Annotated in this window: 20 protein-coding genes; 5 read left to right on the top strand and 15 right to left on the bottom strand. The window is 71.2% G+C overall.

All coding sequences use genetic code 11. From position 1 onward, the window contains the following. Positions 1–13 precede the first annotated feature (13 nt). The 11 genes from AC3FMM_RS26420 to AC3FMM_RS26370 form a co-directional block, all read right to left on the bottom strand. A complete protein-coding gene (locus tag AC3FMM_RS26420; RefSeq protein WP_488687691.1) occupies positions 14–1,429 on the bottom strand; it encodes a BatD family protein in 1,416 nt (471 codons plus the stop codon). Beyond that, positions 1,426–3,093: a VWA domain-containing protein gene (locus tag AC3FMM_RS26415; protein WP_488687690.1), complete on the bottom strand. Its 1,668-nt coding sequence runs from the start codon at positions 3,091–3,093 to the stop codon at positions 1,426–1,428. Before AC3FMM_RS26415 ends, AC3FMM_RS26420 begins: the two co-directional genes overlap by 4 nt. Then, positions 3,093–4,160: a VWA domain-containing protein gene (locus AC3FMM_RS26410; RefSeq protein ID WP_488687689.1), complete on the bottom strand. Its 1,068-nt coding sequence runs from the start codon at positions 4,158–4,160 to the stop codon at positions 3,093–3,095. The genes AC3FMM_RS26415 and AC3FMM_RS26410 overlap by 1 nt, the downstream gene beginning before the upstream one ends. Further along, positions 4,147–4,662 carry a DUF4381 domain-containing protein gene (locus tag AC3FMM_RS26405; protein WP_115709466.1) on the bottom strand — a complete coding sequence of 172 codons (516 nt, stop codon included), beginning with the start codon at positions 4,660–4,662 and terminating at the stop codon, positions 4,147–4,149. Before AC3FMM_RS26405 ends, AC3FMM_RS26410 begins: the two co-directional genes overlap by 14 nt. Then, positions 4,659–5,681, bottom strand: coding sequence for a DUF58 domain-containing protein (locus tag AC3FMM_RS26400; RefSeq protein WP_115709464.1), 1,023 nt, complete (start codon positions 5,679–5,681; stop codon positions 4,659–4,661). Before AC3FMM_RS26400 ends, AC3FMM_RS26405 begins: the two co-directional genes overlap by 4 nt. A 22-nt stretch (positions 5,682–5,703) precedes the next feature. Continuing rightward, on the bottom strand, positions 5,704–6,678 hold the full coding sequence (locus AC3FMM_RS26395; protein ID WP_473704041.1) for an AAA family ATPase: 975 nt from the start codon (positions 6,676–6,678) through the stop codon (positions 5,704–5,706). Then, positions 6,675–9,323 carry a fused MFS/spermidine synthase gene (locus tag AC3FMM_RS26390; RefSeq protein ID WP_488687688.1) on the bottom strand — a complete coding sequence of 883 codons (2,649 nt, stop codon included), beginning with the start codon at positions 9,321–9,323 and terminating at the stop codon, positions 6,675–6,677. Before AC3FMM_RS26390 ends, AC3FMM_RS26395 begins: the two co-directional genes overlap by 4 nt. Positions 9,324–9,392: 69 nt before the next feature. Beyond that, on the bottom strand, positions 9,393–11,150 hold the full coding sequence (locus AC3FMM_RS26385; RefSeq protein WP_116312558.1) for an arylsulfatase: 1,758 nt from the start codon (positions 11,148–11,150) through the stop codon (positions 9,393–9,395). Positions 11,151–11,215: 65 nt separating this feature from the next. Next, positions 11,216–12,289, bottom strand: a complete 1,074-nt coding sequence (locus AC3FMM_RS26380) for an HAD family hydrolase (protein WP_115709456.1) — start codon at positions 12,287–12,289, stop codon at positions 11,216–11,218. Between the two features lie 58 nt (positions 12,290–12,347). Continuing rightward, positions 12,348–13,580 carry a formylglycine-generating enzyme family protein gene (locus AC3FMM_RS26375; protein WP_488687687.1) on the bottom strand — a complete coding sequence of 411 codons (1,233 nt, stop codon included), beginning with the start codon at positions 13,578–13,580 and terminating at the stop codon, positions 12,348–12,350. Between the two features lie 136 nt (positions 13,581–13,716). After that, entirely contained in the window at positions 13,717–14,865 is a 1,149-nt protein-coding gene (locus AC3FMM_RS26370) for a BamA/TamA family outer membrane protein (RefSeq protein WP_115709452.1), read from the bottom strand. Positions 14,866–15,077: 212 nt separating this feature from the next. On the opposite strand from AC3FMM_RS26370, the gene AC3FMM_RS26365 reads away from it, so the two are divergent. Together AC3FMM_RS26365 and yihG are read left to right on the top strand one after the other, a co-directional pair. Beyond that, the gene (locus tag AC3FMM_RS26365; RefSeq protein ID WP_115711641.1) at positions 15,078–16,034 is read left to right on the top strand and encodes a SphA family protein; all 957 of its coding nucleotides are present in this window, start codon (positions 15,078–15,080) and stop codon (positions 16,032–16,034) included. Between the two features lie 196 nt (positions 16,035–16,230). Further along, positions 16,231–17,133, top strand: a complete 903-nt coding sequence (yihG, locus tag AC3FMM_RS26360; RefSeq protein ID WP_488687699.1) for a 1-acylglycerol-3-phosphate O-acyltransferase, YihG family — start codon at positions 16,231–16,233, stop codon at positions 17,131–17,133. A 7-nt stretch (positions 17,134–17,140) separates the two neighbouring features. Here the strand turns inward: yihG and AC3FMM_RS26355 are convergent, their stop codons facing one another. Genes AC3FMM_RS26355 through AC3FMM_RS26345 form a run of 3 tightly spaced genes read right to left on the bottom strand, consistent with a single transcriptional unit; the run spans position 17,141 to position 20,535 of the window. Beyond that, positions 17,141–19,003 (bottom strand): NAD(P)-binding protein, encoded by a 1,863-nt coding sequence (locus tag AC3FMM_RS26355; RefSeq protein WP_488687686.1) that lies wholly within the window; start codon positions 19,001–19,003, stop codon positions 17,141–17,143. Between the two features lie 7 nt (positions 19,004–19,010). Beyond that, complete coding sequence (locus tag AC3FMM_RS26350) at positions 19,011–20,336, bottom strand: c-type cytochrome (protein WP_115709446.1); 1,326 nt, start codon at positions 20,334–20,336, stop codon at positions 19,011–19,013. A 13-nt stretch (positions 20,337–20,349) separates the two neighbouring features. Further along, the gene (locus AC3FMM_RS26345; protein WP_012352788.1) at positions 20,350–20,535 is read right to left on the bottom strand and encodes a DUF2970 domain-containing protein; all 186 of its coding nucleotides are present in this window, start codon (positions 20,533–20,535) and stop codon (positions 20,350–20,352) included. Positions 20,536–20,692: 157 nt separating this feature from the next. Between AC3FMM_RS26345 and AC3FMM_RS26340 the strand changes: the two genes are divergently transcribed. Then, entirely contained in the window at positions 20,693–22,111 is a 1,419-nt protein-coding gene (locus tag AC3FMM_RS26340) for an aminotransferase-like domain-containing protein (RefSeq protein WP_488687685.1), read from the top strand. On the opposite strand, the gene AC3FMM_RS26335 is transcribed toward AC3FMM_RS26340, so the two are convergent. Then, positions 22,108–23,586: a glycine betaine ABC transporter substrate-binding protein gene (locus AC3FMM_RS26335; RefSeq protein WP_115711639.1), complete on the bottom strand. Its 1,479-nt coding sequence runs from the start codon at positions 23,584–23,586 to the stop codon at positions 22,108–22,110. The two genes, AC3FMM_RS26340 and AC3FMM_RS26335, sit on opposite strands and share 4 nt — an antisense overlap. Before the next feature lie 240 nt (positions 23,587–23,826). Between AC3FMM_RS26335 and AC3FMM_RS26330 the strand changes: the two genes are divergently transcribed. Both AC3FMM_RS26330 and AC3FMM_RS26325 read left to right on the top strand, forming a co-directional pair. Continuing rightward, a complete protein-coding gene (locus AC3FMM_RS26330; RefSeq protein ID WP_116312551.1) occupies positions 23,827–24,855 on the top strand; it encodes a LysR family transcriptional regulator in 1,029 nt (342 codons plus the stop codon). Further along, positions 24,848–26,323 (top strand): FAD-dependent oxidoreductase, encoded by a 1,476-nt coding sequence (locus AC3FMM_RS26325; protein ID WP_488687684.1) that lies wholly within the window; start codon positions 24,848–24,850, stop codon positions 26,321–26,323. The genes AC3FMM_RS26330 and AC3FMM_RS26325 overlap by 8 nt, the downstream gene beginning before the upstream one ends. The last annotated feature ends 39 nt before the right edge of the window (positions 26,324–26,362 follow it).

Below are 26,362 nucleotides of genomic sequence, written 5' to 3'. Positions count from 1 at the left end.
GATCAGGGCGGGATCAGGGATTGAGCGGTGGCAGCGCCGGCGCGGCGTGGTGCCGGCGCTGCGGGGCGGGCCTTGCGTGGCGGCTCAGCGCCTGCGCGAGCGGGTTGCCGTCCCAGGCGGACGGGACCGGCACCGCCCCGTAGAGATGGCGCTGCAGGCTGGTGACGGCGTCGGCCAGCGCGGCATCGCCGGCGGCTTCGGCCCAGGCCGCGGGCGTGGTGCCATGCGCTGCGCGGGTCCAGTCGCCCAGCGCCTGGCTGGCGGCGGCCGCATCGCCCGCGCGGCAGGCCCGCAGCGTGGCCGCCAGCCGCGCCTCGGCGCCCCCGGCGCGGGCGCGGCGGCGCTCGGCGCGGCGTTGCCGCAGGCGCGCCAGGCGCGGCCGCAGCCGCCGCCACAGCAGCGCCAGCAAGGCGACGCCGAGCAGCGCGACCGCGCCCCACAGCAGCGTGCGCCACGGCAGGCCGCCCGCGCCCGGCAGCGCGCCGGCCGACGGCCCGCCCGGCGCCAGCGCCCCGGCGTTGCGCGCGGCGGCCACCTCGACCTTTACCGCCGGCGCTTCGGAGCTGGTCGGCCGGCGCGTGGCGGGATCGACCCAGTCCACTGTGACCGCGGGCAGCGCATAGGTGCCGGGTCGCTCGAACACGTAGGTCAGCGTATCGATACGCGTGCCGCCCGGCTCCGGCGCCGCCTGGGCCTGGTCGCCTTGGGCCTGGTCGGACAGCCGCGCGTCCGCGCGGAACATGCGCACGCCGCGCGGCGACGCGGCATGCGGCGGCACGATCATCATCGCCTGGGTCTGCGGCGCAAAGGTGGTGACGGTGCGCACCAGCGCATCGCCCGCATGCAGCCGGACCACGCCGTGGTCGGGGTTGTGGTCCAGCGTCTGCGTCACGCTGAGCCGCGCCACCGGCAGCAAGCGCCGGCCGGCGGTGGCGCCCGCCGCCGCGGTGCCGGTGCCGCCCGTGCCGACCCGGATCGTGGTGAGCGGCAAGGTGACGCTGCCCTCGCGCGGCGCGCCGTCGTCGCCGGCGTAGGTCACGCGGATGGTCGCGGCCGGTAGCCGGAAGTCGCCATCCTGCTCGGCAGTGAAGGCATAGGTCTTGCGAATGCCCGCATAGGCCACGCCGTCGATGGTCTCGGTGGAATTCACGGCGCGCGCATCGGGCAAGGTGACCACCGCGCCCGGCACCGCAAGCGGCGGGAACTCGGGTGCCGACAGGAAATAGTTGGGCGCGAGGATGGTGACGTCGATGCCCACCTGCTGGCCCGCCAGCACCGGCTGGTGCGCGCCCACGTCGACACGCACGATGGGCCCGGCCGGTCCGGCAGCGGCCCGCGCCAGCCAGGGCCACAGCCACGCCGCCAGCAGCAGCACCAGCAGCGCGGCGCGCCGCAGCCACGCGCGAGGCCGGATGGCGTGGCGCCTCATCGCGCGCCCTGCGCCGGCGCCGCCTGTCCGTGCTGCAGCGCGAACTTGCGCTGCAGCAGGTCGGTCGGCGTGGTCTGGATCGCGCGCATCCACATCTCGGCGTCCTGCGTCAGCACCACCTGCAGCGACTTGCCGCCCGGTGCCGACGGCTTCGCGGCGTCGTACTTGACCTGGTCCGGCGGCAGGTCGGGTGGTTCTTCGCCGTCGTCGGGGTCCGGCTTGTCCTTCGGCAGCTGCTGCGCCAGCAGTTTTTCCATCAGCGCCAGGTTGGCGCTTGCCTCTGGCCATTGCGGCTGGCGCTTCAGCGCCTGGCGGTAGCGCGCGGCGGCCTGCCGGTACTGGCCCTGCCGCGCCAGCGCATTGCCCTGGTTGTAGTCGGCCTGTGCGGAATCGACCCGCGCGAAGCTCTGCACCGCCTGCGCGTACTGGCCGGCGCGATACTGGGCGATGCCACGCCACATCGGATCGTCGAACAGCGTCGCGGCGCGCGCAAAATCGCCCTGCTCGAAGGCGCGCCGGCCTTGCTGGTCGTGGGTCAGCCACAGGTCGACGAAGCGCCATGGGCGTACCCCACTGGCTTGCGTGGCTGGCGCGGATGACTGCGCGTGCGCCTCGCGCGGCGCGGCAAGCGCCAACGCCAGCGCCAGCAGCAGGCCCGCGTTCCAGCGCACGGTCCAGCCCTTGCGGAACCATAGCATCGCCAGCAGCGCGAGCGGCGGCACCAGCCACCAGCCTTCATCCTTCCAGCGGGTGCGGTCGCCGGCCTGCATCTGTTCGAGATGCGACTGCACGTGGCGCTGCACCCAGGCCACGTCGTCGTCGCTGTCCGGCGTGAAGGTCGCCACCGGCACGCCGCTGTCATCGCCGAAGCGCTCCAGCGCTTTCACATCGAGCCGCGCAAACACCCGCGCGCCGTCCTGCTCGACGAAGCCGCCGGCGGCATCGCGCAGCGGCCCGCCCTGCGCGGTGCCCAGCGCCAGCACCACCGGCTGGCTGCGGCCGCTGCCGGCCTGCGCGCGGAACGCCGCCGCGGCGGCCGGGTCGACGCCGTCGGTCAGGAACAGGATGGTGCCCGGCACCGGCTCACGCTTCAGGTCGGCGTCGATCACGCGCAGCGCCTGCGCCATGTCGCGCCCGGGCACCGGCATGATGCGGGTCTGCAGCGCATCGGCGAAGGTCTGCAGCAGGCTGGCGTCGTCGGTCAGCGGCAACACCAGGTGGGTCGAGCCGGCATAGGCGTAGATGGCGGTGCGGCCGCCGTCGCGGCGCGCCAGGAGCGCCTTGACCTTGAGCTTGGCGCGCTCCAGCCGCGTGGGCGTGACGTCGACCGCGTCCATGCTCGGCGACAGGTCCAGGGCGATCGCCAGCGGCGCCTTGTCGTCGAGGAACGGCGGGCGTTCCTGGCGCCAGCTCGGGCCCGCCAGCGCCACCGTGCCCAGCGCCAGCAGCAGCGCGGTCAGGTGCACCGGGCGCAGCGCCAGGCGGCGGCGCTCGCCGAGCATCAGCGCGTCGAGCAGGTGCGGCGCGATGGTGTCGCGCCAGCGCCGCCGCACGTCGCCGCGGCGCCGCACCGCCCACACCAGCAGCGCGGCCGGCAGCAGCCCCAGCAGCCACCACGGGCGCAGGAAATGGAAGTGGGCGAGCGGCTCGAGCCAGGCCGGCATCAGCGCCCGCTCCCGGCGGCATCCGCCATCGCGCCCGGCGGGTCCACCGCTTCCGTCGCTTCCACCACGCCGGCTCGGGCTGGCCTGGGCCGCGCGACCCACGCCGAATAGCCGAACATCAGCAGCTGGTACGCCAGCACCAGCGCCAGCGCCGCGCCCAGCGGCCACATGAACAGCTCGCGCCGCGGCCGCCAGGACAACGTCTTCTGCTCATGCGGCGTGATCCGGTCGAGGGTCGCGTAGATGCTCTCCAGGCTGGCCTGGTCGGCGCCGAAGAAATAGCGCCCGCCGGTCTGCGCCGCCAGCCGCTGCAGCACGTCGAGGTCGACTTTCTCTTCGCCCGCGGCGTTGGGGTCGCCGATGCCGATGGTATGCACCACCACCTTGCGTTCGCGCGCGATGCCGCCGGCGCGCTCGGGCGGCATCCGGCTGGCGGTGTCGTTGCCGTCGGTCAGCACGATCATCACGCGCTCCGGCGCTTCGCTGTGCCCGAACAGCTTGATGCCGAGGCCGATGGCATCGCCCAGCGCCGTGCTGGGTCCGGCCATGCCGGGCAGCAGGTCGGCCAGCAGCGCCTGCACCAGCTGGTGGTCCAGCGTAAACGGCGCCAGCGGGTACGGCGCATCGCCGAACACGACCAGGCCGATGCGGTCGCCCGGACGCCGCGCCACGAAATTGCCGACCACCTGCCGCACCGCCTGCACGCGGGGGATCAGCGCGCCGGACGGATCGCGGAAGTCGCGCGTGTCCATCGACTGCGACAGGTCCAGCGCCAGCAGCAGGTCGCGCGCGGGCTGCACCTTCTGCACCGGCGCCTCGAGGTACTGCGGCCGCGCCAGCGCCGTCACCACCAGCACCCACGCCAGCGGCGCCAGCACCCATTGCAGCCGGTTGCGGCGCGGCACCACGGCGCCGGCCGCCGGCGTCAGCCCGGCGGCACTGGCGACCTCGCCAAAGAACGGCAGCCGCACCGACGGGCTTTCCTCGCGGTACGGCGGCAGCCACCACCACAGCAGCAAGGGCAGCGGCAGCAGCGCGAACAGCCACGGATATTCAAACTGGTACATGGTGCTCCGCAATCCAGCGCCGGCATGCCGCGGCCACGGCGCGCACCTCGGCGTCCGGCCATTGCGCCAGCGCGGCGTCGCCACGGTACTCGGCGTCTTGCACCAGGGCCGCCAGCTGCGGTGCGACATCCCCGGCCCGACCCGCATGCGCCCGCAGGAATTCGGCCCAGCCGCCGCCGGCCAGGCTGGCCACCTGCGCGCGCGGCCACGCCGCCAGCGCGGTGCGCTTGAGCAGCGCCGCCATCGCGCGCAAGGCCGCGGCGCGGTGTGCGGGGTCCGGGTCCTGCGGCAGCGCCGCCAGTTCCGCCAGCGCCTCGCGCCGGTAGCGGTTGGCGCGATAGCGCCGCCAGCCGCGCCAGCCGGCCCAGGCCAGCACCAGCAGCAGCACGCCGCCGGCGATCGGCCAGCCGATGGTCTGCGGCATCCACGACGGCGGCGGCGGCACGGCGAGGTCGGCCAGCGTTGCCAGGGTCGCCGGGGCGGCGCTGTGCGTGAGGCTCATCGCGCCGCCCCCGCGCGTTGCCGCACCGGTGCCTGCTGCAGCGGCCGGCCCAGCAGCCGGCGCAACTGCGGCGCGGTCTCCTCGGCGGCTGACAGCGGCAGCAGCGGCACGCCCATGGCATGGTGCCAGTCCAGCAGTGCCCTGGCGCGGGCATCGGCAAACTCGGCGATGCCGCGCCGCGTGGCGGCGTGGCCGAAGCCCAGCTCGACCTGCAGCTCGCCGTCGCTGACCACCAGCTGCCCCGAGCCCGGCAGCGCGCCCAGGAACGGGTCGTGGACCAGGATGGTCAGCACATCGTTGTGCGTTGCCAGCGCCAGCATCAGGTCGCGGGTGCGAGTGTCATGGCCGTCGAAATCGCTGACCACGATCACCAGGCAGTCGTGGCGCGCCATGCGCGCGGTGCGCTCCAGCGCCGCGTTGAGCTGCCCGGCGGCGCGGCGCGCCGGCGCGTCGGCGCGCAGGGCCTGGTTGAAGCGAGCGATGCCGCCCAGCAGCTGCTGCACCGCGTCGCGGCTGCGGCGCGGCGCGAACGCTTCGATGCGCTCGTCGCCCAGCACCACGCCGCCGACGCGGTCGCCTTCGGCGAGCACGCGCCACGCGGCCAGCGCCGCTGCTTCGGCTGCGCTGACCGATTTCATCGCGCGCCGGCTGCCGAAGAACATGTTGATGCGCTGGTCCACCACCAGCAGCACCGGCCGGTCCTTTTCCTCGGTGTAGACGCGCACATGGGGCCGGCCGGTGCGCGCGGTCACGCGCCAGTCCATGCTGCGGATATCGTCGCCGGGCAGGTAGAGGCGCAATTCCTCGAAGGTCAGCCCGCGCCCGCGCACCCGTGAGGCATGGCGCCCGGCCAGCACGCTGTGCACCGGCTGGCGCGGCAGGAAATGGAAGTCGCGCGCGGCCACCTCGAGCCGGGCCAGCGCCGCGGCATCCACGCTGACTCCGGCCAGCGCCTGTGAAGACGGCGCGTGCGCCGCCGCCGGGGCGGCGCGGGCGATGGCGCGGAATGGCAGGCGCATGAAAGGCGGCCCTCGCGCTGGTTCAGGCCACCGCCACTTGCTGCACCAGGCGCTCGATCACGGCATCGGCGCCGACGCCGGCGGCATGCGCCTCGTACGACAGGATCAGCCGGTGGCGAAACACATCGCCGACCACGGCCTGCACGTCCTCGGGCGTGACGAAGTCGCGCCCGTGCAGCCACGCATGCGCGCGCGCCACCTTGTCCAGCCCGATCGAGCCGCGCGGGCTCACGCCCACCTGGATCCACTTGTCGAGATCGTCGTCGACAAGCTTGGGCGCGCGCGTGGCCTGCACCAGCGCGACGATGTAACGCTCCACCGCCTCGCTGACATGGATGCCATGGATGGCCGCACGCGCGGCGAAGATGGCCTCGGGCGCGAGCCGCACCGGAGCGCTCGCGCCAGCCGCCGCGCCGCCCGCCTCTTCCGCGCGCGCCAGCCTGACGATGTCGGCCTCGGCCTGCGCTTCGGGATAGCCCACGCTGACATGCATCAGGAAGCGGTCCATCTGCGCCTCGGGCAGCGCGTAGGTGCCCTCCTGTTCGATCGGGTTCTGCGTCGCCATCACCAGGAACAGCGGCTCGAGCTTGTGGGTGGTGCCGCCGACGGTGACCTGGCGCTCTTCCATCGCCTCCAGCAGCGCCGCCTGGACCTTGGCCGGCGAGCGGTTGACCTCGTCGGCCAGCACCAGGTTGGCGAACACCGGGCCGGCCTGGAAGCGGAACTCGCCCTTGCCGCCTTCGGTGAAGTAGATTTCCGAGCCGGTGATGTCGGCCGGCAGCAGGTCCGGCGTGAACTGGATCCGCGACAGCCGCGCATCGAGGTTGCGCGCCAGCATCTTGATGGCGCGCGTCTTGGCCAGCCCCGGCAGGCCTTCGACCAACAGGTGGCCGTCCGCCAGCAGGCCCAGCAGCAGGCGCTCGATCATGCGCTGCTGGCCCACGATCGATTCGCCCATGCGCTGCTGCAGGGCCAGGACGTCGTCGCGTGTGCTCATGGGGCGTTCCTTGGGGTGTTCTCGGATGCGGCCGGGGCACGGCGGGCCTGCCCGCCGACGAACCATGCGTAGTAGGGATTGTCGGGATCGGCGCGCATGGCCTGCGTGATATGGCTGGCCCACGCCTCGCGGTCGCCGCGGTAGGCGTCGAGGCCGGCGCGGTAGAACGTGTGCAGGATCTCGCGCTCGTGGCGCAGCTCGCGCCAGAAGGCATCGTCGGCGCCCGCCAGCGGCGGTTCGCTTTGCAGGGACAGCAGCCTGGACAACGATTCCGGGAAGGCGTCGGGGCGGACCCAGCCGGCATACTCGATGCGCGGGCGGTCGTCGGTCACGGCCGGCGCATCGGCCGCATACCAGTCCAGCCCGGCGCGGTCGGTGACCCAGGTGGCCAGCAGCGCCGCCGCCGAGCGCACCCCCACCGCCTGCAGCGCCGCGGCGACATCCGGCTGCGCAAAGCGCGCGCGGACCTGCGCCACATCCAGCGCCAGCGGCGACATCGAACCCACCAGCAGCATCTCGTGCAGCTCGGTGGTCCACAGCGTGGCGTGCGGGAACACATCGAGGAAGCTGCGCACCAGCATGCGCGTATCGGCGTCGTTCTGCGTCGGCAGCGGCAGCCACTGCGCCACCAGGCCGCCGGGCTGCAGCCGCGTGGCAGCGAGCCGGTAGAAGTCGGTCGAATACAGGTTGGCCACGCCGGCAGCCGATGGCGGCGGCGGCTCCAGCGTGACCAGGTCGTACTGCTGCGGGCTCTGCAGCAGTTCGCGCCGGCCGTCGCGCAGGCGGATCTCCACGCGCGGGTCGGTGGCGACGCCGAAATTGCCGTTGAAGCTGGGCACCGCGCGCTCGACCGGCGGCAGCAACTCCGCCACCACGCGCCGCTCCAGCCCCGGCCACGCCAGCGTCGCGCCCGCCGTGATGCCGGTGCCGAGCCCGATCACCAGCGCCGACTTCGGCGCGCCGTTGTGCACGATCAACGGCAGCAGCGCCTGCAGCCGCATATAGCGCTGCGAGGTCATGGCATCGCCGGAATTGGACACGCCCTGGATATAGAGGCGCCGGAAGCGGTTGGTGGCGGAGCTCTGCTCGACCACCGCCACGGTGGCGCCGCGCCCTTCCTCGTAGAACACCAGTTCGCCGCCGCGCGCCCGCGCCAGCAGCGTGGCGAGGCGGTCCGGCGGCGCCAGCGCGGCGGCGATCACTGCCAGCACGCCCAGCATCGGCACCGCCCAGCGCGCCGCGGGCCGCACCCCGCTGCCCAGCGCCACCGCCACCACGCCGACCACCGCCGCCGCGACCGCCAGCAGCGCCAGCGTACGCACCAGCCCCAGGTACGGCACCAGCACAAAGCCGGCCAGCGCCGTGCCGGCGATGCCGCCGAGCGTGTTGAGGGCGATCACGCTGCCCACGCCCGCGCCGATGCGCCGGCTGTCGACACTGACACGCAACACGAACGGGAACGCCGCCCCAAGCAGCAGCGTCGGCACGAACACCACCGTCAGCGCCGCCAGCGCAAAGCGCGCGCAGGCCGCCAGCAGCGGGCTCGCGCTCAGGCCCTGCACCCACGCCGACAGGCTGCCCTGCGCGCGCAGCAGCCATTCGCCCAGCAGCACGAATTCCAGCAAGGCCACCAGCCCGGCCGCCGCCACCAGCAGCCCGAAGGCACCCCACGGGTCGCGCACGCGGTCGGCATGGCGCGCGGCCAGCGCGCTGCCGATGGCCAGCCCGGCCAGGTAGGTGGCCAGCACCACGGTGAAGGCGAAGGTGCGCGTGCTGAGGAACTGCACGATGGCCTGCGACCAGACCACCTCGTAGCCCAGCGCGATGCCGCCGGCGGCGGCATACAGCAGCAGCGCGAGCCGGCCGCTGGCGACATCGCCGGCGGCAGCGGCAGGTTGCGCTGCGTGGGCGCTGGCGGGAGCGCAGGGACTCGTTGCCCGCCGCGCCAGCAGCCAGGCACACAGCGCCGCGACGCCGTTGAGCATGCCCGCCGCGATGGCGCTGCCGAGGATGCCAAGCCCGGGCACCAGCACAAAGCCAGCCAGCAGCGTGCCGGCGATGGCGCCGGCGGTGTTGGCGGCGTAGAGCCGGCCACCGTGCGTGCCAACGCGGCCCGGGCGCGAGCCCAGCACGCGCATCAGCACCGGCAGCGTGCCGCCCATCGCGGCCGCCGGCAGGATCACCAGCACGAACGGCAACGCCCACGCCAGCAGGCCCACCCGGCTTTCCAGCCAGGCAAACGGCGCGGCGGCCTGCGCCAGGGCCAGCGTCGCGCCGACGCCCAGCACCAGCACCGCGAGTTCCAGCCAGGCATACAGCCGCAGCGGATGGCCATGGCGATCGGCGCTGCGGCCGAAGACCCAGCCGCCCAGTGCCAGGCCGCCGAAGAACGCGCTCACGGCGGTGGTGACGGCGTGTACCTCGACACCCACCACCAGCGCGAGCTGCCTGATCCACAGCACCTGGAACACCAGTCCCGCGGTGCCCGAGGCAAAAAGCAGCAGGGCCGGCACCAGCGCGGCGTCATGCCACGCCTGCCCGTCCTGCCCCGCCTGCGCGGCGGCCCGGGCGCCCTGCCCGTTGGTGGCCGCCGCATACCGCACCTTATCCTTGCCGGAGCCTGCGCCGGCGCGCGCTTCTACCATGGTGCGATCCCTGTGGAATGGGCCAGCCGGCCTTTGCAGTGGAAGCCGGCTGGCCGGTCACGCCGGAGGCTACTTGCCGCCGGCCGCGCCCCTGTCGATCGACGACATCACCGCCTCGGTCATCTGGTCGATGGTGAAGCTCGCCGGCCGCTGGCTGGGCGGGTAGTCCTTGAACGACTGCAGGAACGGTGCCACCCGCGACGACGCATAACTGATCATGTAGGCGTTCTTCGCGGTCCAGTCGTAGTACTGGTCGGAAACCGAATCGGCCCGCTCATAGGGGTCCATGCGCAGGTTGAATGCCTTGGGCACGCGCAGGCAGGTGAACGGGTTGGCCCAGACCTGGAAGCCGCCCGGCTGGCGCTGCTCGCAGAACACGAACTTCCAGTCGTTGTGGCGCATCGCCACCAGCTGGCCGTCATCGTTGAAGTAGAAGAAGTCCTGGCGCGGCCCGGTGTTGGTCTGTCCGGTCAGGTATGGCAGGAAGTTGTAGCCGTCCAGATGCACCTTGAACGATTTGCCGCTGATGCTGGTGCCCTTGAGCAGGCGCTCCTTGATATCGGCATCGCCGGCCGCGGCCAGCAGCGTCGGGAACCAGTCGAGCCCGGAGATCATCGTGGTGGACACCGTGTTGGGCTTGATCCGGCCCGGCCAGCGAATGATCGCCGGCACCCGGAACGCGCCTTCCCAGTTGGTGTCCTTCTCGCTGCGGAACGGCGTGGTCGCGGCATCCGGCCAGCTGAACTGGTTGGGGCCGTTGTCGGTGCTGTAGATCACGATGGTGTTGTCGGCGATCTTCAGGTCGTCGAGCGCCTTGAGCAGCTTGCCGACGTGGCCGTCGTGCTCGATCATGCCGTCGGCGTACTCGTTGCCCGGCATGCCGCTCTGCCCCCGCATCGACTCGCGCACGTGGGTGAACACGTGCATGCGGGTGGTATTCATCCACACGAAGAACGGCTTGTCGGCCTTCACCTGCTTGTCCATGAAGCCGATCGCCGCCGCCGTGGTCTCGTCGTCGATGGTCTCCATGCGCTTGCGGTTCAGCGGCCCGGTGTCCTGGACCTTGCCGTCGGCGAACGAGTGGATCACGCCGCGCGGCGCGTTGGCCTTGACCCAGGCCTCGTCGTTTTTCGGGTAGTACGGGCGCTCCGGTTCCTCTTCCGCGTTCAGGTGATAGAGGTTGCCGAAGAACTCGTCGAAGCCGTGCGCGGTGGGCAGGTACTCGTTGCGGTCGCCCAGGTGGTTCTTGCCGAACTGGCCGGTGGCATAGCCCAGCGGCTTGAGCGCCTGCGCAATGGTCACGTTCTGCGCCTGCAGCCCGACCGGCGCGCCCGGGATGCCGACCTTCAGCAGGCCCGTGCGCAGCCCGACTTCACCGGTGATGAAGGTGGAGCGGCCGGCGGTGCAGCTGTTCTCGCCGTAGTAGTCGGTGAACAGCATGCCCTCCTGGGCAATGCGGTCGATGTTCGGGGTGCGGTAACCCACCACGCCATGGCTGTAGGCGCTGATGTTGGTCTGGCCGATGTCGTCCCCAAAGATCACCAGGATGTTGGGCTTCTTGCCGGAGGCGGCCGGTGCCGCCAGCGCGGGCGCGGAGGCCGCGGCAACCGGGGCGCTGGTCGCCACCGGCGGATTCTCGCGGGCCGGTACCGGTGCGGCCGCGCCCGGTGCCGGCGTGGCGGCAGGCGCCTGCGCCGCCGGCTGCTGCGCCTTGGGCGGGGTCTCCTTCTTGTCGCAGCCGGTCACGGCGACCACCACGGCGGCCACGGCCAGCATCGCCAGCCTGGAACTCCGCCCTCTGACTATGCGTTCTTCAACTCTGTGCATGTCCCGCCTCCGTTCATTGACCCGTTACGGTCGGTTTGCTGCTGGTTTGCTGCTGATACGTGTGGTCATGGCTTGCCGGCCGGATAGACCTGCTGCCAGTCCCGCTTCATGCTGACCACCGTCCAGCCCCTGGCGCGGGCCGCGTCCAGGGCCTTGTCGAGCTTGCCCACCTTGGACTGGCGGTCATAGGCGAACTCGCGCTCGGCATCGTCGTGATGCACCAGCACGGCCAGGCGCGGGCCGTCGCCGCCCGTGGCGTACTCCAGCATCTGCAGGTCGCCGTCGGAGTTGCCCACGGCAAGGATGGGCCGGCGGCCGATATGGCGGTAGATGCCGACCGGCTTGCCCGGCCCGTCATCGATGAAGTCCAGCTTGGGGTCGCGCACCAGCACCGGCTTGCCGTCGCGCACCTGGTAGCGCACCGCCTGCGAGGAGCCGATCACCTGTTCGGGCGGAACGCCGTAGATGGCCTGGCTCCACGGCCGCATGAAGTCGATGGTGCCGCCCGAGACGATGTAGGTCTTGAAGCCGTGGGCACGCAGGTAGGACAGCAGTTCCAGCTGCGGCTGGTACACCAGTTCGGTGTAAGGCCGGTTGAACTTGGGGTGCCGCGCTTTTGCCAGCCAGTCGCGGATGGTGCGGTCGTATTCGTCCACGGTCATGCCGCTGTTGGCCTCGGCGATCAGGCCAAGCAACTGCTTTTCGTTGCGCATCAGGCCCTGCATGTCATTGGCCATCAGCGCCTTGAACGCGGGGTTATTGCGCCATTCCGGGTGCTGCGGCGCTGCCGCCCGCACCTGGTCGAGCAGGAAGAAGAACTGGAAGTACAGCGGCTGCTCGCTCCACAGCGTGCCGTCGTTGTCGAACACGGCCACGCGTTCCTCGGGCGGCACGAAGCCGGGCGAGCCGGGCCGCGTCACGTCGGCGACGAATTTCAGCAGCGCCTGGCGGGCCGCACCGTCGCGCCACGACGGCAGCGCCGCTGCCGCGGCCTGCACCGACGGCGCGGCCGCATCCTGCGCCGCCGGCGCGGTGGCGGAGGTCGAGCAGCCGGCCAGCGCCAGGCCGGCCAGCGCCAGCGCGGCGATGGCCTTGCGCGTGTGGCTGGCAAGGATTGCGGGAGGCGCTGCCATGGTCATGTTGCTCGCTCCTGTAGCGTGTTGCCCTGCTGGAAAGAAACCTGGTTCGCGCGCGGCGTTAGCGCGCTGCCGGCTTGGCCGACCCGGCCATCGCCACCGGCGGCCGCCGCTGCATTTCGGCCCAGCGGCTTTCGTCCATCACCAGGCGGAAGCCGAGGTGCGACATGCTGTTGAAGGGATCGGTGCCGCGCCGTGCGCTGGGGCGGTAGCTCAGGCAGAAATCCTCGTTGCACAGGAACGAGCCGCCGCGCGTGACGCGCTTGGGCGCGTTGACCGGCACCCCCGGTTCGGACGGATCCCACGATGCCAGCGGGCCCACCGGGTTGTCGATCGGCTGCGCCTTGCCGGCCTCGCGCCGGAACTGGTCGGCGCGGTACCAGTCCGCGACCCACTGCCAGGCATTGCCGGTCATGTCGGCAAGGCCGTAGCCATTGGGCGGAAAGGTGCCGACCGGGCTGGTGCCCAGCGCCCCGCCGGCCTTGGGACTGACCACGGGGAACGGCTGGTTCTGCTGTCCCTGCCAGACATTGGCCATCTGCCTGCCGTCGGGGGCAAACTGCTCGCCCCAGGCATAGGTCGCCTGCTCGAGCCCGCCGCGCGCGGCGAATTCCCATTCCGCCTCGGTCGGCAGCCGCTTGCCGGCCCACTTGGCATAGGCCTGTGCGTCTTCGTACGAAACCTGCACCACCGGGTGGTTGTCCTTGCCCTCGATCGAGCTGCCGGGGCCGGTCGGATGGCGCCAGTCGGCGCCGGGCACATAGCGCCACCAGCGCGAGTAGTCCTGCAGCGGCACCGGGCGCGGCGTGCCGACGAAGACCATGCCGCCCGCGACCATGGCGCTGTCGGGCGGGCGTGGCGTGCCGGGCGGCAGCTGCACGCGCAGGGTTTCCCAGTCGGGCGCGCGCTCGGCGGTGGTGACATAACCGGTGGCTTCGACGAACTTGCGGAATTGCGCGTTGGTGACGTGGTGCTGGTCCATCCAGAACCCATGCACGCTCACCTTGTGCGCCGGTTTCTCATTGGGCTGCGCCATCTTGCTGTCGCTGCCCATCAGGAAGTCGCCTCCCGGCACGCGCACCATGCCGGCGGGACCCGTCTTGCCATCGCCGACGACAATTGCTGGCGTGGCCGGCATCCGTCCCTTCAGATACCAGTAGCTGCCGCCAAGGCCGGCCGCGAGCCCGACGCCGAGCAGGCCCGCCAGCAGCCACGCCCGCCTGCCGCCGCGCCGTGCGGCCGCCAGGGCCGCGGGGCCAGCACCGGGATTGCCGCTATCACGTGGTCCGCTCATTCCTATTGTCTCTGTATGCAAAACACTGCGCCGATCAGCGAAAACAATGATCTCAGATGGGTTCGGCAATCAGAAGTCAGCTTTTTATGATTTCAGGCAGCAGTGAATTAAGTTTTTTTCGCATTCCGCTGGCGCCTCAGCGCCAGGCGCTGCCTACCTGGATATAGAACGCGTTCTGGCCCTTGCTGTGCGCCACATCCAGGCCGATCGACACCCCCAGCTTGCGCGCGATCATGTAGCGAAAGCCCGCGCCGACGCTGTAGATGGTCGAGGCATCGGAAAAATCGTGCCAGCGCCCATAGGCCTTGCCGACGCCGGTAAAGCCCAGCAGCGACCAGCGCGGGGTCACGTCCCAGCGCAATTCCATTTCCGCCGCGAGCGCATTGCGGTCCTGGTAGCGCCCCTTCTGCACCCCGCGCAGGTCGACGTAGGGCTGCGCGTAGAACGGGACCTCGCCGCTGGAAAAGCGCGTATCGGCGCGCAGGCCGAGGATCACGGTGCGCGCCAGCGGCAGCCAGGTAAAGCCGCGCGCGTTGTACATGTTGAACGACTGGGTACTGCCGAAGCCGCCGCGCGCGAACTGCGCCTCGAGTTCGGCATAGCTGCCGCGGCTGGGGTAGAAGATGTTGTCGCGCGAGTCGTAGTCGACCACCAGGCCGGCCTTGCCGATGCGCTGGGTCTGGTCGAAGCTGCCGAGCTCGCCGGCATCGCCAAACCTGAAGGTCGCGGTCGAATCGAAATACACATAGCGCGGGCCCGCGTACCAGCGCGTGTCGGCGATGCGCACCAGCAGCTGCTGCACCAGGAACACCCCGCGCAGCGCATAGGCACGCGGCTGGTTGCGCAAGCCGTAGTAGTCGAGGTTGGCGTCGACCTTGGCCAGCGCGCCGAGATAGCGATAGCGGTCTCCGTCCCAGGTGTGGAAATGCGCGACGCCGGCGCCCCAGGTGCCATTCTCGGTATACGCGCCGCCGATGCCGGTGATGTTGGGCGGCGCCGGACCCTTGCCGCTGGCCCTGGCGCTGGCGGCCGCGTCGGCCATCGATTGCGAGAAGAACATCAGCCCGAGGCCCGCGCCATAGCCGACCGCCGGCTCGGTGATGATGGTGGGCACGGGCAGCGCGCCGCTGTGGTTGAGCAGGAAGTCGCTCAGGTCCAGCGCGCCGTCGTCCGGGTCGAAGAACGACAGCGGCTTCTTTGCGCCAGGCGCGTCGGCCTGCGCCCATGCGCCGCCGCACCAGCACACGGCCAGTGCGCCCATCAGCACGGCAAGGCGTTTTGTCATGGCGGGATGAATCATCGGCAAGCATCATCGCCGGGCGGCTTCGGCCTTGTGAAGTAAAACTTTGCGATGCCGTGCTGAAAGTTTTAACGTGCTTTTCTTGCGAGCTTTCGCGCCAACAGTGACGCGGGGGTTTGCTGCTAGTATGCAATGTCAAAAAACCGGCGCGGACGCCGACCGCATGCCCTGCCCGGCTGTCCTACCTGTTGATGCCCATGCCAAAGACCTTCGCACGACGGCTTGCCTTGACTGCCCCGCTGCTGCTGGCCTGCGTCGGCGCCCACGCCACCGAAGGCGCGCTCGGGCGCCCCGTGACCGGCACCAGCGTGCTTCCCAACGCGGGGGTGGTGTCGCCCGAACCGGCGCTGATCGTCAATGTCGGCGAGATCTACCTCGACGGCTCGATCGGCGGCAGCCGCACCGTGCCGGTTGCGGGCAAGGCTTCGGCCGGCATCGACGGCAAGATCGCCTTCACCCTGGCGACCGTGATGAAAGTGTGGGACACCGACACCGGCGCCTGGAACTTCGCCTCCAGCTTTACGCTCCCGTATGTGTGGACCAAAGTCACGGCCAACCTTGCCGTCGGCGGCCGCAGCCTCGGCACCCAGGACACCGCCTCGAACCTGTTCGACATCTCGTTCGCGCCGGTCATCGCGGGCTACCATTTTTCCAAGACCGAACACGTGGCGCTGAGCCTGAACGTGTGGGCGCCGACCGGCAAGTACGACCCCAACGCCCTGGCCAATCCCAGTCTCAACAACTGGACCTTCATCCCGCAGGTGGCCTACACCCGGCTGTTCCCCGAACATGGGCTCGAGTTCGATGCCGTCGCCGGCATCCAGTTCTACACCCGCAACCACGCCACCGATTACCAGAACGCACCGCTGTTCACGCTCGACACGATGCTGCTCAAGCGCTTTGCCAACGGCGCCGGCGTCGGCCTGATCGCCGGCACCACGCAGCAGCTGGGCGACGACAGCGGCCCGCTGGCCGACCGCCTGAACGGCTTCCGCGGCCATGACTGGGCGGTAGGTCCGATTGTCACCTACGACACCAAGATCGGCGCCAGGAGCCTGCTGTCGCTCGGCCTGCGCTGGGTGCCCACGGTGGCCAGCAAGAACCGGCTGAAGAGCACCAACACCTTCATGGGCACGGCGACACTGGTGTTTTGATGGCATCACGCGTCAACTTGAGATACCCACGCGCCAGCGTCCGCGTTGATCAAGCGCAAGCTCCAATCCCTTTCCTGCCTGCAAACTGGCGCCCATGACGACGTTGCCCTCTTCTTCCCCCGCTTCCAGCGATCCCCCCGACGCCAGCCACCCCACCTCCGCAGCCCCCGCCGTGCCGCCGCGCCGCCGGGCGCTAGTGCCGCGCGGCCGCTTCGCCTTTGTCACCGGCCTCCTCAGCTGGACCCTGCTGATCGCCAGCACGCTGTTCTGGTGCACCCTGCTGTTCCCATTCGCGCTGCTGAAGCTGGCGCTGCCGTTCACCGCCGTCAGGCGGCGCATCGACCCGCTGCTCAATGGCATCGCCACCGCCTGGATCTCCGGCAACACCGGCTGGTTCGCGTGGATCCAGCGCGAGCCCTGGGACGTCCGGGGCAACGAGGGCCTGCGCTATGCCGACTGGTACCTGGTCAACTGCAACCACCAGTCGTGGGCCGATATCTTCGTGCTGCAGCGGGCGCTGAACCGGCGCATCCCGCTGCTGAAGTTTTTCCTGAAGCAGCAGCTGATCTATGTGCCGGTGATCGGCCTGGCCTGGTGGGCGCTGGACTTTCCGTTCATGAAGCGCCACGGCAAGGCCGAGCTGCGGCGCAATCCGGCCTTGCGGCGCCAGGACCAGGAGACCGCCCGGCGCGCCTGCGCCAAGTTTTCGCTGGTGCCGACCAGCGTGATGGTGTTTGCGGAAGGCACGCGTTTTACCGCGGCCAAGCACGCCGCGCAGGATTCCCCCTACCGCCACCTGCTCAAGCCCAAGGCCGGCGGGCTGGCGGTGGCGCTGAACGCGATGGGCGACAAGTTCCGCTCGCTGATCGATGTCACCATCGTCTACCCGCAAGGCGCGCCCGGCTTCTGGGACCTGGCCTGCGGGCGCGCGGGGCCGGTGCTGGTGCGGATGCGCCAGCTGCCGGTGCCGCCGTCCTTCTGCAACGCAGACTACGGCAGCGACAAGGCCTTCCGCACCGAATTCCACCACTGGCTGGCAAGCCAGTGGGAGGCCAAGGATGCGGAGATCGACGCGCTGACGCCGGCGCGCGAGGGCTGAGACGCGGCTAGCCGGGCAGCCGCTCGATGGCGCGCTTGCCCTGCGCCACCGCCGCTGTCAGCGAAGGGCTGCCGGCGTTGTCGCTGTTGGCGATGCTGATGTTGCCGACGCCAGCCAGCCCCGGCCACGCCGCGTCAGGCGCCACGTTCTCGCCGGCCAGGCTGTCGGGCATGTAGCTGTAGCCGTGCGCCCAGCGGTTGACGGTAATGCCGCGGATGACATCCTTCGAAGCAAAGCCCTGGTGCCCCAGCATGCGGTCTAGCTGCGCGCGGATGTCGCGCTCCATCGCATCGAACGGCGTGCCCAGCAGCAGGGCGCGGCCGGCGCGGAAGCGGTCGCGCGCGGGCATGCCGCTGTCGGGCACGGTCGGCACATGGAGCATGTGCAGCACCGCCGGATCGGAGGGTTCCCGGCCCGCGGGCGGCTCCAGCCAGAGATCGGTGTAGGGCATGGCGGGCGCATGGATGCGGCGGGTGCGCAGCGCCGCAAACGCCTGCCAGTGGTCCAGTGCCACCTTGGTATAGACCAGCGGCGCCTTGGCCTCGTTGTGCAGCGTGGCCTTCTGCTGCGCCGGCAGCGACGGCAGCAGGTACGGAATCATCATGTTGTAGCCGGCCAGCACCACGTGGCGCGCCTCGACCCGATGCAGGTTGCCGCTGAAGCCATAGGTGACGCGCGTGATCGGGCCGTCGGGCTCGACCGCGATCGCGGTGCTGTTCAGGCGCAGCCGCACCGGTTGCCCGTCGCGGTCCAGGTGGCCGTAATCGAACGCGGCCGACACCACCTGCGCCGGCGCGGCGATGCGGGCCACGTCCGGGATCAGGCTCTGCACCAGCAGTCGCGCCAGCGAGGCATTGCCATCGGCAAACCACAGTCGCGAGGCGGGCGACTTGCCCAGCCGCGCGTTGCCCGCCGGCGCCGGCATGCTGGCGCCGGCGGGCAGGCCGATGGCGATGGCGTCGGCCACCGAAATGCCGTCGGCATCGAGCGCGTAGGCATCGAGGCTGCGGCTGCGCAGGAAGCGCTGCCCGGCCAGGCCGATGCCGGCCTTGTCGCGCAGGAAGGCGGCGTAGCGCATGGTGCGCAGCGCCGCGCTGCGTTCTGCGCCCGCCAGCGCCGGCAGGTAATCGGTGGTGCCGGCGACCAGCCGCGCCAGTGCGGCGCGGTCCGCGACGGGCAAGGGCGCGCTGTCGAGGAAGCGCGACAAGGCCGCACGATCGGGGCCGCCAGACGGGCCGCCCGCGCGCGCGCCGCTGCGCGCGTCGATCGCTTCGCCGAAGGGGTCGCCTGCCACCCACTGGTCGCGGCCGAAGTGCTCGGCGTCGAAGAACACCGCGCGGCCCATGCCGAGCGCGGCATACGGGTCAGCGGCCGCCGCCGCGGGCGGCTGCGCGGCATCGAGCCCCAGCCCGGCCAGCAGCTCGCGCACCGCGGCGTCGCCGGCCGCGCTTGCCGGCATCTCGGCGCTGCCGCCATAGGTCACCAGCCGCTTGCCGCGGACCGTGAACTCGTTGCGCTTGGCGTGGCCGCCGAAATCGTCGTGGTTGTCGAGGATCAGGATGCGGCGGTTGGCGCCGAAGCGGCGGCGGTAGAACCACGCCGCCGCCAGGCCGCTGAGGCCGCCGCCGACCACCACCAGGTCGAAGGCTTCGCGCGCCAGCACCGCGGGATACTTCGCGCCTTCGCGCGCCAGGCTGTGAGCCAGCGTGTAGGTGCCGGCATGGTTGCCGCGCAGGCCGGTCAGCGCCGGCGGGTAGGCAGCGGACGGCGCGCCCGCGCGCGGCTGCGCGTGCAGCAGCTGCGCCGGCGCCAGTCCCGCGGCAATCGCCAGCGCGGTGCCATTGAGGAAGTCTCTTCGGGTGATCGTCATCGGCGGCTCATGGTTGGGCGTCGGCCTGGCGCTGCGCGGCCAGGGCCCGGCGCCGCGCGGCCACGTCGGCCTCCGCCACCGGCGCGGCGCGGTTGCCCCAGCTGCCGCGGATAAAGGTCAGCACGTTGGCCAGCTCCTGGTCGTCCAGGGTCCAGCCATAGCCGGGCATGTGGTAGTCCGACGGCGCGGTGCCCACCCGGGCGGTCACGGCGCCGTCGAGCAGCAGGTTGACCAGCGATGCCGGATCCGGATCGGCCACGGTCGGGTTGCCGGCCAGCGGTGGGAATACCCTGGCGAAACCTTTGCCGTCGGCGCCATGGCACGGCATGCAGAACACCGCGTACTGGCGCGCGCCGGGCAGGTCGAAGCGGCCATGCCGCAGCTGTTGCGCGGTGGCGGGATCGGGCCGGAACGGCTTGTCTTCGCCGCGCGCGCCGGGCAGCGACTTGAGATAGGCGGCCACCGCATCGAGGTCGGCCGGGCTCATGTACTGGGTGGCGGTGGAAACCACCGTGGACATCGGGCCGAACGAGGTCGCGTGCGCATTGCGCCCGGTGCGCAGGAACTCGGCGATGTCCGCGCGCGACCAGGCGCCCAGTCCGGTGAGCTGGTCGCCGGTCAGGTTGGTGGCCGACCAGCCCTCGACGCTGGCGCCGGACAGGAAATGCCGGCTGCGCTCGTCCAGGCCCTTCTCGGCGAACAGCGTGCCGCGCGGCGTATGGCAGGCGCCGCAGTGCGCCACCGCCTGCACCAGGTACGCGCCGCGGTTCCAGGCGGCATCGCGCGCCGGGTCGTTGCGCACCGGATCGTCATCGAGAAACAGCACATTCCACACCGCGAGCAGGCCGCGCATGCCGAACGGCCAGCGCATCTGCGGCGCGGGATTGCGCTGCGCGACCGGCGCCACCTCGGCGCGCAGGTAGGCGTACAGGGCCGCCACGTCGTCGCTGCGCAGGCGCGCGTACGACGGGTACGGCATCGCCGGATACAGGCGCTTGCCGTCGCGCGCCACGCCATGGCGCACGGCGCGGTCGAACTCGGCCAGCGTGTAGGCGCCGATGCCGCTGGCGGCATCGGGCGTGATATTGGTCGAATACAGCGTGCCGACCGCGGTGCGGATCGGCAGCCCGCCGGCAAAGGGCTTGCCGCCGGTGCTGGTATGGCAGGCGGCGCAGTTGGCGATGCGGGCCAGGTAGCGGCCGCGTTCGACCTGCTGCGCGTCGCCGGCGGCCTGCGCCAGGCCCGCGGGCAGCAGCAGCGCCACGGACAGCCCGGCGAGATTGCGCAACGCGCGGAACAAAGCGAGGCCAGGCCCGTGAAAAGGAAAGCGCATGGATGCAGTCAGCTCATGCCGCCGACACGGCCCAGTTGGCCGCCAGCACCAGGCAGGCCACCAGTCCGGCGGCAACGGCCACGCCGGTCACGATCAGCGGCACCGGGCGCAGGTTGTCCAGGTCGCGCTGGTGCTCGCTGCCCTGGCGCAGGCCGAAGAAGCCCCACAGCACGGTCCGCAACAGCCTCAACGGGTTCATGGCATCTCCTTGCACAAGGGCAACGGGTATCGGGACGAGAGGCCGATTATGGCCCGTCGCCGCCAGCCATACCAGCATCAGATAACTGGAAAATTTACGTATCAGTTGGCTGCGTCCGGGCGATAATCCCCTGACCGCCGCCGCCCTGCCCCCCACCATGAAACGGTACGAAGCCCTGGCCGAAACCCTGGCCGCCGATATCCGCAACGGCAGCCTGCCCCCGGGCACGCGCCTGCCGTCGATCCGCAAGACCGTGGCCCAGTACGGCGTCAGCCCGTCGACCGCGTTCCAGGCCTATTACCGGCTGGAAGAGCGCGGACTGGTGCGGGCGCGCGAGCGCTCCGGCTACTACGTGGCGGGGCCGGCACGGCGTGAGCTGCCGCAGCCGCAGGCGCGCCCGTCGCGGCAGGTGTCGACGCAGGTGGACATCTCCAAGCTGGTGTTCGCCGTGCTCGAAGGCGCGCGCGACCGCGACCTGGTGCAGTTCGGCTCTGCGTTTCCATCACCCGAGCTGTTTCCATGGGAGCGGCTGGGCAAGTCGCTGGCGCGCGCCGGCCGCGCACTCGACCCGTGGTACTCGGTCAACGACTTGCCGCCCGGCAATGCCGCGCTGCGCCGCCAGATCGCGCTGCGCTACCTGGGCGCGGGCGCGCCGCAGCCGGCCGAAGACCTGGTGGTCACCAACGGCGCGCTCGAGGCGCTGAACCTGTGCCTGATGGCGGTGACGCAGCCGGGCGACGTGGTCGCGATCGAGTCGCCTGGCTTCTACGCCTCGCTGCAGGCGCTGGAGCGGCTGCGGCTCAAGGCCGTCGAGATTCCGGTCGATCCCGCCGAAGGCATTGACCTGGGCGCGCTCGGCACCGCGCTGTCGCGCCATCCGGTCAAGGCGTGCTGGTTCATGACGCAATTCCAGAATCCGCTCGGCGCCAGCATGTCGGAGGACAAGAAGAAGGCGCTGGTGGCCTTGCTCGCGCGCCACCAGGTACCGCTGATCGAGGACGACGTCTATGGCGAGCTCTACTTCGGCAACCGCTGCCCGCTGCCGGCCAAGGCCTTCGATACGCACGGGCTGGTGATGCATTGCAGCTCGTTCTCCAAGACCCTGGCACCGGGCTTCCGCATCGGCTGGGTCGCGCCGGGCCGCTTTGGCGAGGCGATCCAGCGGCTCAAGCTGATGACCACGCTGTCGGCCGGCGTGCCCGCGCAGGTGGCGCTGGCCGAATACCTGCAGCACGGCGGCTACGACAAGCACCTGCGCAAGCTGCGCCACGTGCTGGAGATGCAGCAGGGGCGGATGATCGACGCGATCGGCCAGCACTTTCCGGAAGAGGTGCGGGTGTCGCGGCCCGAGGGCGGGTATTTCCTGTGGGTCGAGTTTGCCGCGGGGTTCGATGCGCTGGCCTTGCACCATGCCGCGCTGGAAGCCGGCATCGGCATCGCGCCGGGACCGATCTTCTCGGCGCGGCAAGGCTACCGCAACTGCATCCGGCTCAATTACGGGCATCTGTGGAACGACCAGGCCGATGCCGCCGTGGCCACGCTGGGGCGGCTCATCGCGCAGCAGCAGGCGGCCTAGCGCGCATCCCGCTGCCGGCGCAGCGCCCACTCCAGCGCCTCGAACCCGGCCTGCACCAGCAGCGCCAGCACCGCAGCCGGGATCGCGCCGGCGAGCAGCAGCGTGGTGTCGTTCAGCGCCAGCCCGGTGGCGATGCGCTCGCCGAAACCGCCGGCGCCGACGAACGCCGCAATGGTGGCTGTGCCCACGCTGATGATGGCCGCGGTCTTGACGCCGGCCAGCAGCACCGGCAACGCCAGCGGCAGCTCCACATAGCGCAGCACCTGCGCGCCGCGCAGCCCCAGCGCGCGCGCCGCGTCGCGCATGCCCTGCGGCACCTGCTCCAGCCCGGTGGCGGTATTGCGCACGATCGGCAGCAGCGCATAGAGAAACAGCGCCACCATGGCCGGCCATACGCCGATGCGGCCCAGCAGCGGGATCAGCATTGCCAGCAGCGCCAGCGACGGCACCGTCTGCAGCACGCTGACCGCGCCCAGCACCACCTGACCGGTGCGGCGCCGCCGCGCCGCCAGCATCCCCAACGGCACGCCCACCAGCGTCGCGGCGCCGACTGCGCCCGCCACCAGCCCGACATGGCGCCGCGCCAGGCGCGCGGTGTCGGGGCCGAACAGCGCGGCCAGCAGCCGGCTGCGCTGAGCGTCAGCAGCATGCGCTGCCTGCGCTCCGCCACCGTCGAGGAAGGCGCGCGCGATCGCGGCAAACGGCTGGCCATCGAGCTCCGCCGCCGCGTTCATGGCGATCATGTCGTCAGCGCTGACGCGTCCGGCCAGGTGTTGCAGCGCCTGCCAGGCCTGCGGAAAGCGCTGCGGCACGTCGAGCCGGTAGACCACCACGGCGTCGTAGCGCGGAAAGTAATGCCGGTCGTCCGCCAGCACGCGCAGCCGGTACTTGCGGATCTTGGCGTCGGTGGAATAGATGTCGATGGCATCGACCTGCCCTGCCGCCAGCGCCTCGTAGGCAACGCCGTGGTCCAGCCCGAGCGGGCGTTGCGGCAAGCCATAGCGGCTGGCCAGCCCGGGCCAGCCATCGGCGCGGCCGAGGAACTCGTGCGACAGCCCGAGCCTGAGCCCGGGCTGCGCCGCAAGATCGCTCAAGCGCTGCAACGACCCGGCGCGGGCGTCGGACACGGCCAGCGCATAAGTGTTCTCGAATCCCAGTGGAATCCCCGCGCCCAGCCCCATCGGCGCCAGCGCGCGCCGGATCTGGTCGAGCCCGGCGCCGGGCGGCAGCTTGAGGATTTCGGCGGCCAGCGTGCCGGTGTAGTCGGCGTAGAGATCGATGCTGCCGGCCTTCAGCGCTGCGAACACGATCGCGGTATTGCCCAGGCCGGGCTGGTGCTGCGCAGTGCCGGGCGGCCCCGCGGCCTGGCTCAGCAGTTCGCCAAGGATGTAGGACTCGGTGAAGCGCTTGGAACCGACGCGCAGCGGATCCGCCGCATAGGCCGGCAGGCTTGCGCCGAGTGCGGCCGCCAGCACCCATGCCAGGGCCAGGCCCAGCCTTTGCTGCACGGGCCATGCCCTGCCGCCTGCCCGACTTCCACGAATCCCGGCCAACACGTCCGTCCCGATATGGCGCCGGTGTGCGCCCGGCATCGCTACATCATAGGCGGCGCATGAACTTATCCCGAAATAGTATTTGCAATCTGCATGTTGAAGGCGTCAGAATCCAGTTTAGACATACAACCCGTTAGCGCGCCCCCAATCCTCTCGAGCCCCATGGATATCCGGCAACTGGAAGCCTTCGCCGCAGTCGTCACCACCGGTAGCGTCACCGCCGCCGGGCGGCTGCTCGGCCGCTCGCAGCCGGCCATCACGCGTCTGATCCAGGAACTGGAAGCGGAGCTCGGCTTCGCCCTGTTCACACGCAGCGGCCCGCGGGTCAGCCCGACCGAGCAAGGCTTCCTGCTTTACGACGAGGTCGAGCAGACGCTGGCGGGCATGCAACGGATCCGCACGCGCGCCGCGGCGCTGGCGCGCGGCGATGGCCGGCCGCTGCGCATTGCCGCCACGCCCGCGCTGGCCGCGGGCCTGCTGCCGCCGGCGCTGGCACTGGCGTTCGCGCGCGGGCTGTGCGCGCCGGAACGCGTGGCGGTGCAGAGCCAGTCGCCGGAACAGGTGGTGCACGCGGTGCTGACCGGCGCCGCCGACATCGGCCTGAACAGCCTGCCACTGGAGCACCGCGGCGTGACCGTGCACTGGATCGGCCAGTCCGCGTGCGTGGCGGCGCTGCGCGCCGACGATCCGCTCGCGGCACGGCCCGCCCTCACCTTGCAGGACTGCCGCGGCCGCCGCCTGATCACCATGCACAACCCTTACCGGCTGCGCCGCCGCGTCGACCGCGCGCTCGCCGCAGCCGGCGTGCCGGCGGCGGGCGTGATCGACACCAACACCTCGATCAGCGCCCTGACCCTGGTGCGCGCTGGGCTGGGCATTGCCTTGCTGGAGCCGGTGACCGCGCGCGGGCTGCCGCTGACCGATATCGCGGTGCGGCCCATCGATGCCGATATTCCGTTCTTTTTCGGCGTGATCACGCCGCAGGCGCGCCCGGCCAGCACCGCCGTGCAAGGGCTGGTGCAGGCGGTGGCCGACGCCGCTGCCGCGCTGCTGCCCGACCTGGTGCGGCGCGAGCCGGCGGAGCACGGCGCGCTGCTGCAATCGCTCTATGGCGACGCAGGCTATGCGGCTGACCCCGGCGATGCCGTGCACCACCCCACCCACGATTCCGAACTGACTAGCCATGACTGACCCCAACGTTGCGACCGCTCCCCCGCCCGCGGGCCTGGCCGCCCTCGAAGCCCGGCTGCGCCAGGACCTGGCCTGGCTGGAGCTGCCCGCCAAGGCCTGGACCATGCCGCGCAGCGTCGACGGGCAGGAGGTGCTGGACGTCGCCGTGATCGGCGGCGGCATGGCCGGCCTGGCGGCGAATGCCACGCTGACGCACCTGGGCGTGCGCGTGCGCGCCTTCGACCGCGCCCCGGCGGGCTATGAGGGCCCGTGGGCGACCACCGCGCGCATGGAAACGCTGCGCTCGCCCAAGCAGCTCACCGGCCCCGCGCTGGGCCTGCCGGCACTGACCTTCCGGGCCTGGTTCGAGGCGCAGTTCGGCGCGGCTGCCTGGCAGGCGCTGGACAAGATCCCGCGGCTGCAATGGATGGACTACCTGCGCTGGTACCGCGAGGTGCTGGCACTGGATATCCGCAACGAACACCAGGTCGAGCGGATCGTGCCGCGCCCCGACGGGCTGGTGGCGCTGTCGATGCAGACCCCGGCCGGCCCGCACACGGTGCTGGCGCGCCGCGTGGTGCTGGCCACCGGCCGCGACGGCCTTGGCGGCGCCTATGTACCGCCGCTGGCGGCCGCGCTGCCGCGCCACCTGTGGGCGCATTCGTCGGACGAGATGGACTACGCCGCGCTGCGCGGCAAGCGCGTGGGCGTGGTCGGGGCCGGCGCCTCGGCCATGGACAGCGCCGCGACCGCGCTGGAGGCCGGCGCCGCCAGCGTCGAGATGCTGATCCGCCGCGCCGACATTCCGCGCGTCAACAAGAGCAAGGGCGCCGGCAACCCCGGCCTGACCTTCGGCCACTATGGCCTGCCCGACGCGTGGAAATGGCGCCTGCGCCATTACATCAACAGCCAGCAGGTGCCGCCGCCGCGCGGCAGCACGCTGCGCGTGTCGCGGCATGCCAACGCATACTTCAACCTGGGCGCCGCGCTGGAAGCGATCGAAGCGCAGGGCGATGTGCTGCGGGTGCAGACCCCGCGGGGCGAGTTCGAACTGGACTTCCTGATCTTCTCCACGGGCTTCCGCATCGCGCTGGAAACGCGCCCGGAATTTGCCGCCTTCGCCCCGCATGTCCGCTTCTGGCGCGACCGCCATGCGCCGCCCGCGGGCCAGGAAGACCGCGAGCTGTCCGATTCGCCCGATCTCGGCGAAGCCTTCGAATTCCAGGAAAAGACTCCCGGCGCCTGCCCGGGCCTGACGCGCATCCACTGCTTCTGCTATCCGGCGGCGCTGTCGCATGGCACTGTCTCCGGCGATATCCCGGCGATCAGCGACGGCGCGCGCCGGCTTGGCCAGGGTATTGCCGCGCGGCTGTACCAGGAAGACATCGAGCTGCACTACGCCGCGCTGCAGGCCTATGCCGAGCCGGAAGTCTTCGGCGACGAATGGGTGCCGGCGCCACCGCCGGCGCTGCGCACCGCCAAGGCCTGAATCCCTGATCCCACTCCCGACCCAACCCAGACAAGAGCG

Source organism: Cupriavidus sp. 207A1, assembly GCF_057798955.1.
This window is presented reverse-complemented; position numbering and strand designations above follow the sequence as displayed.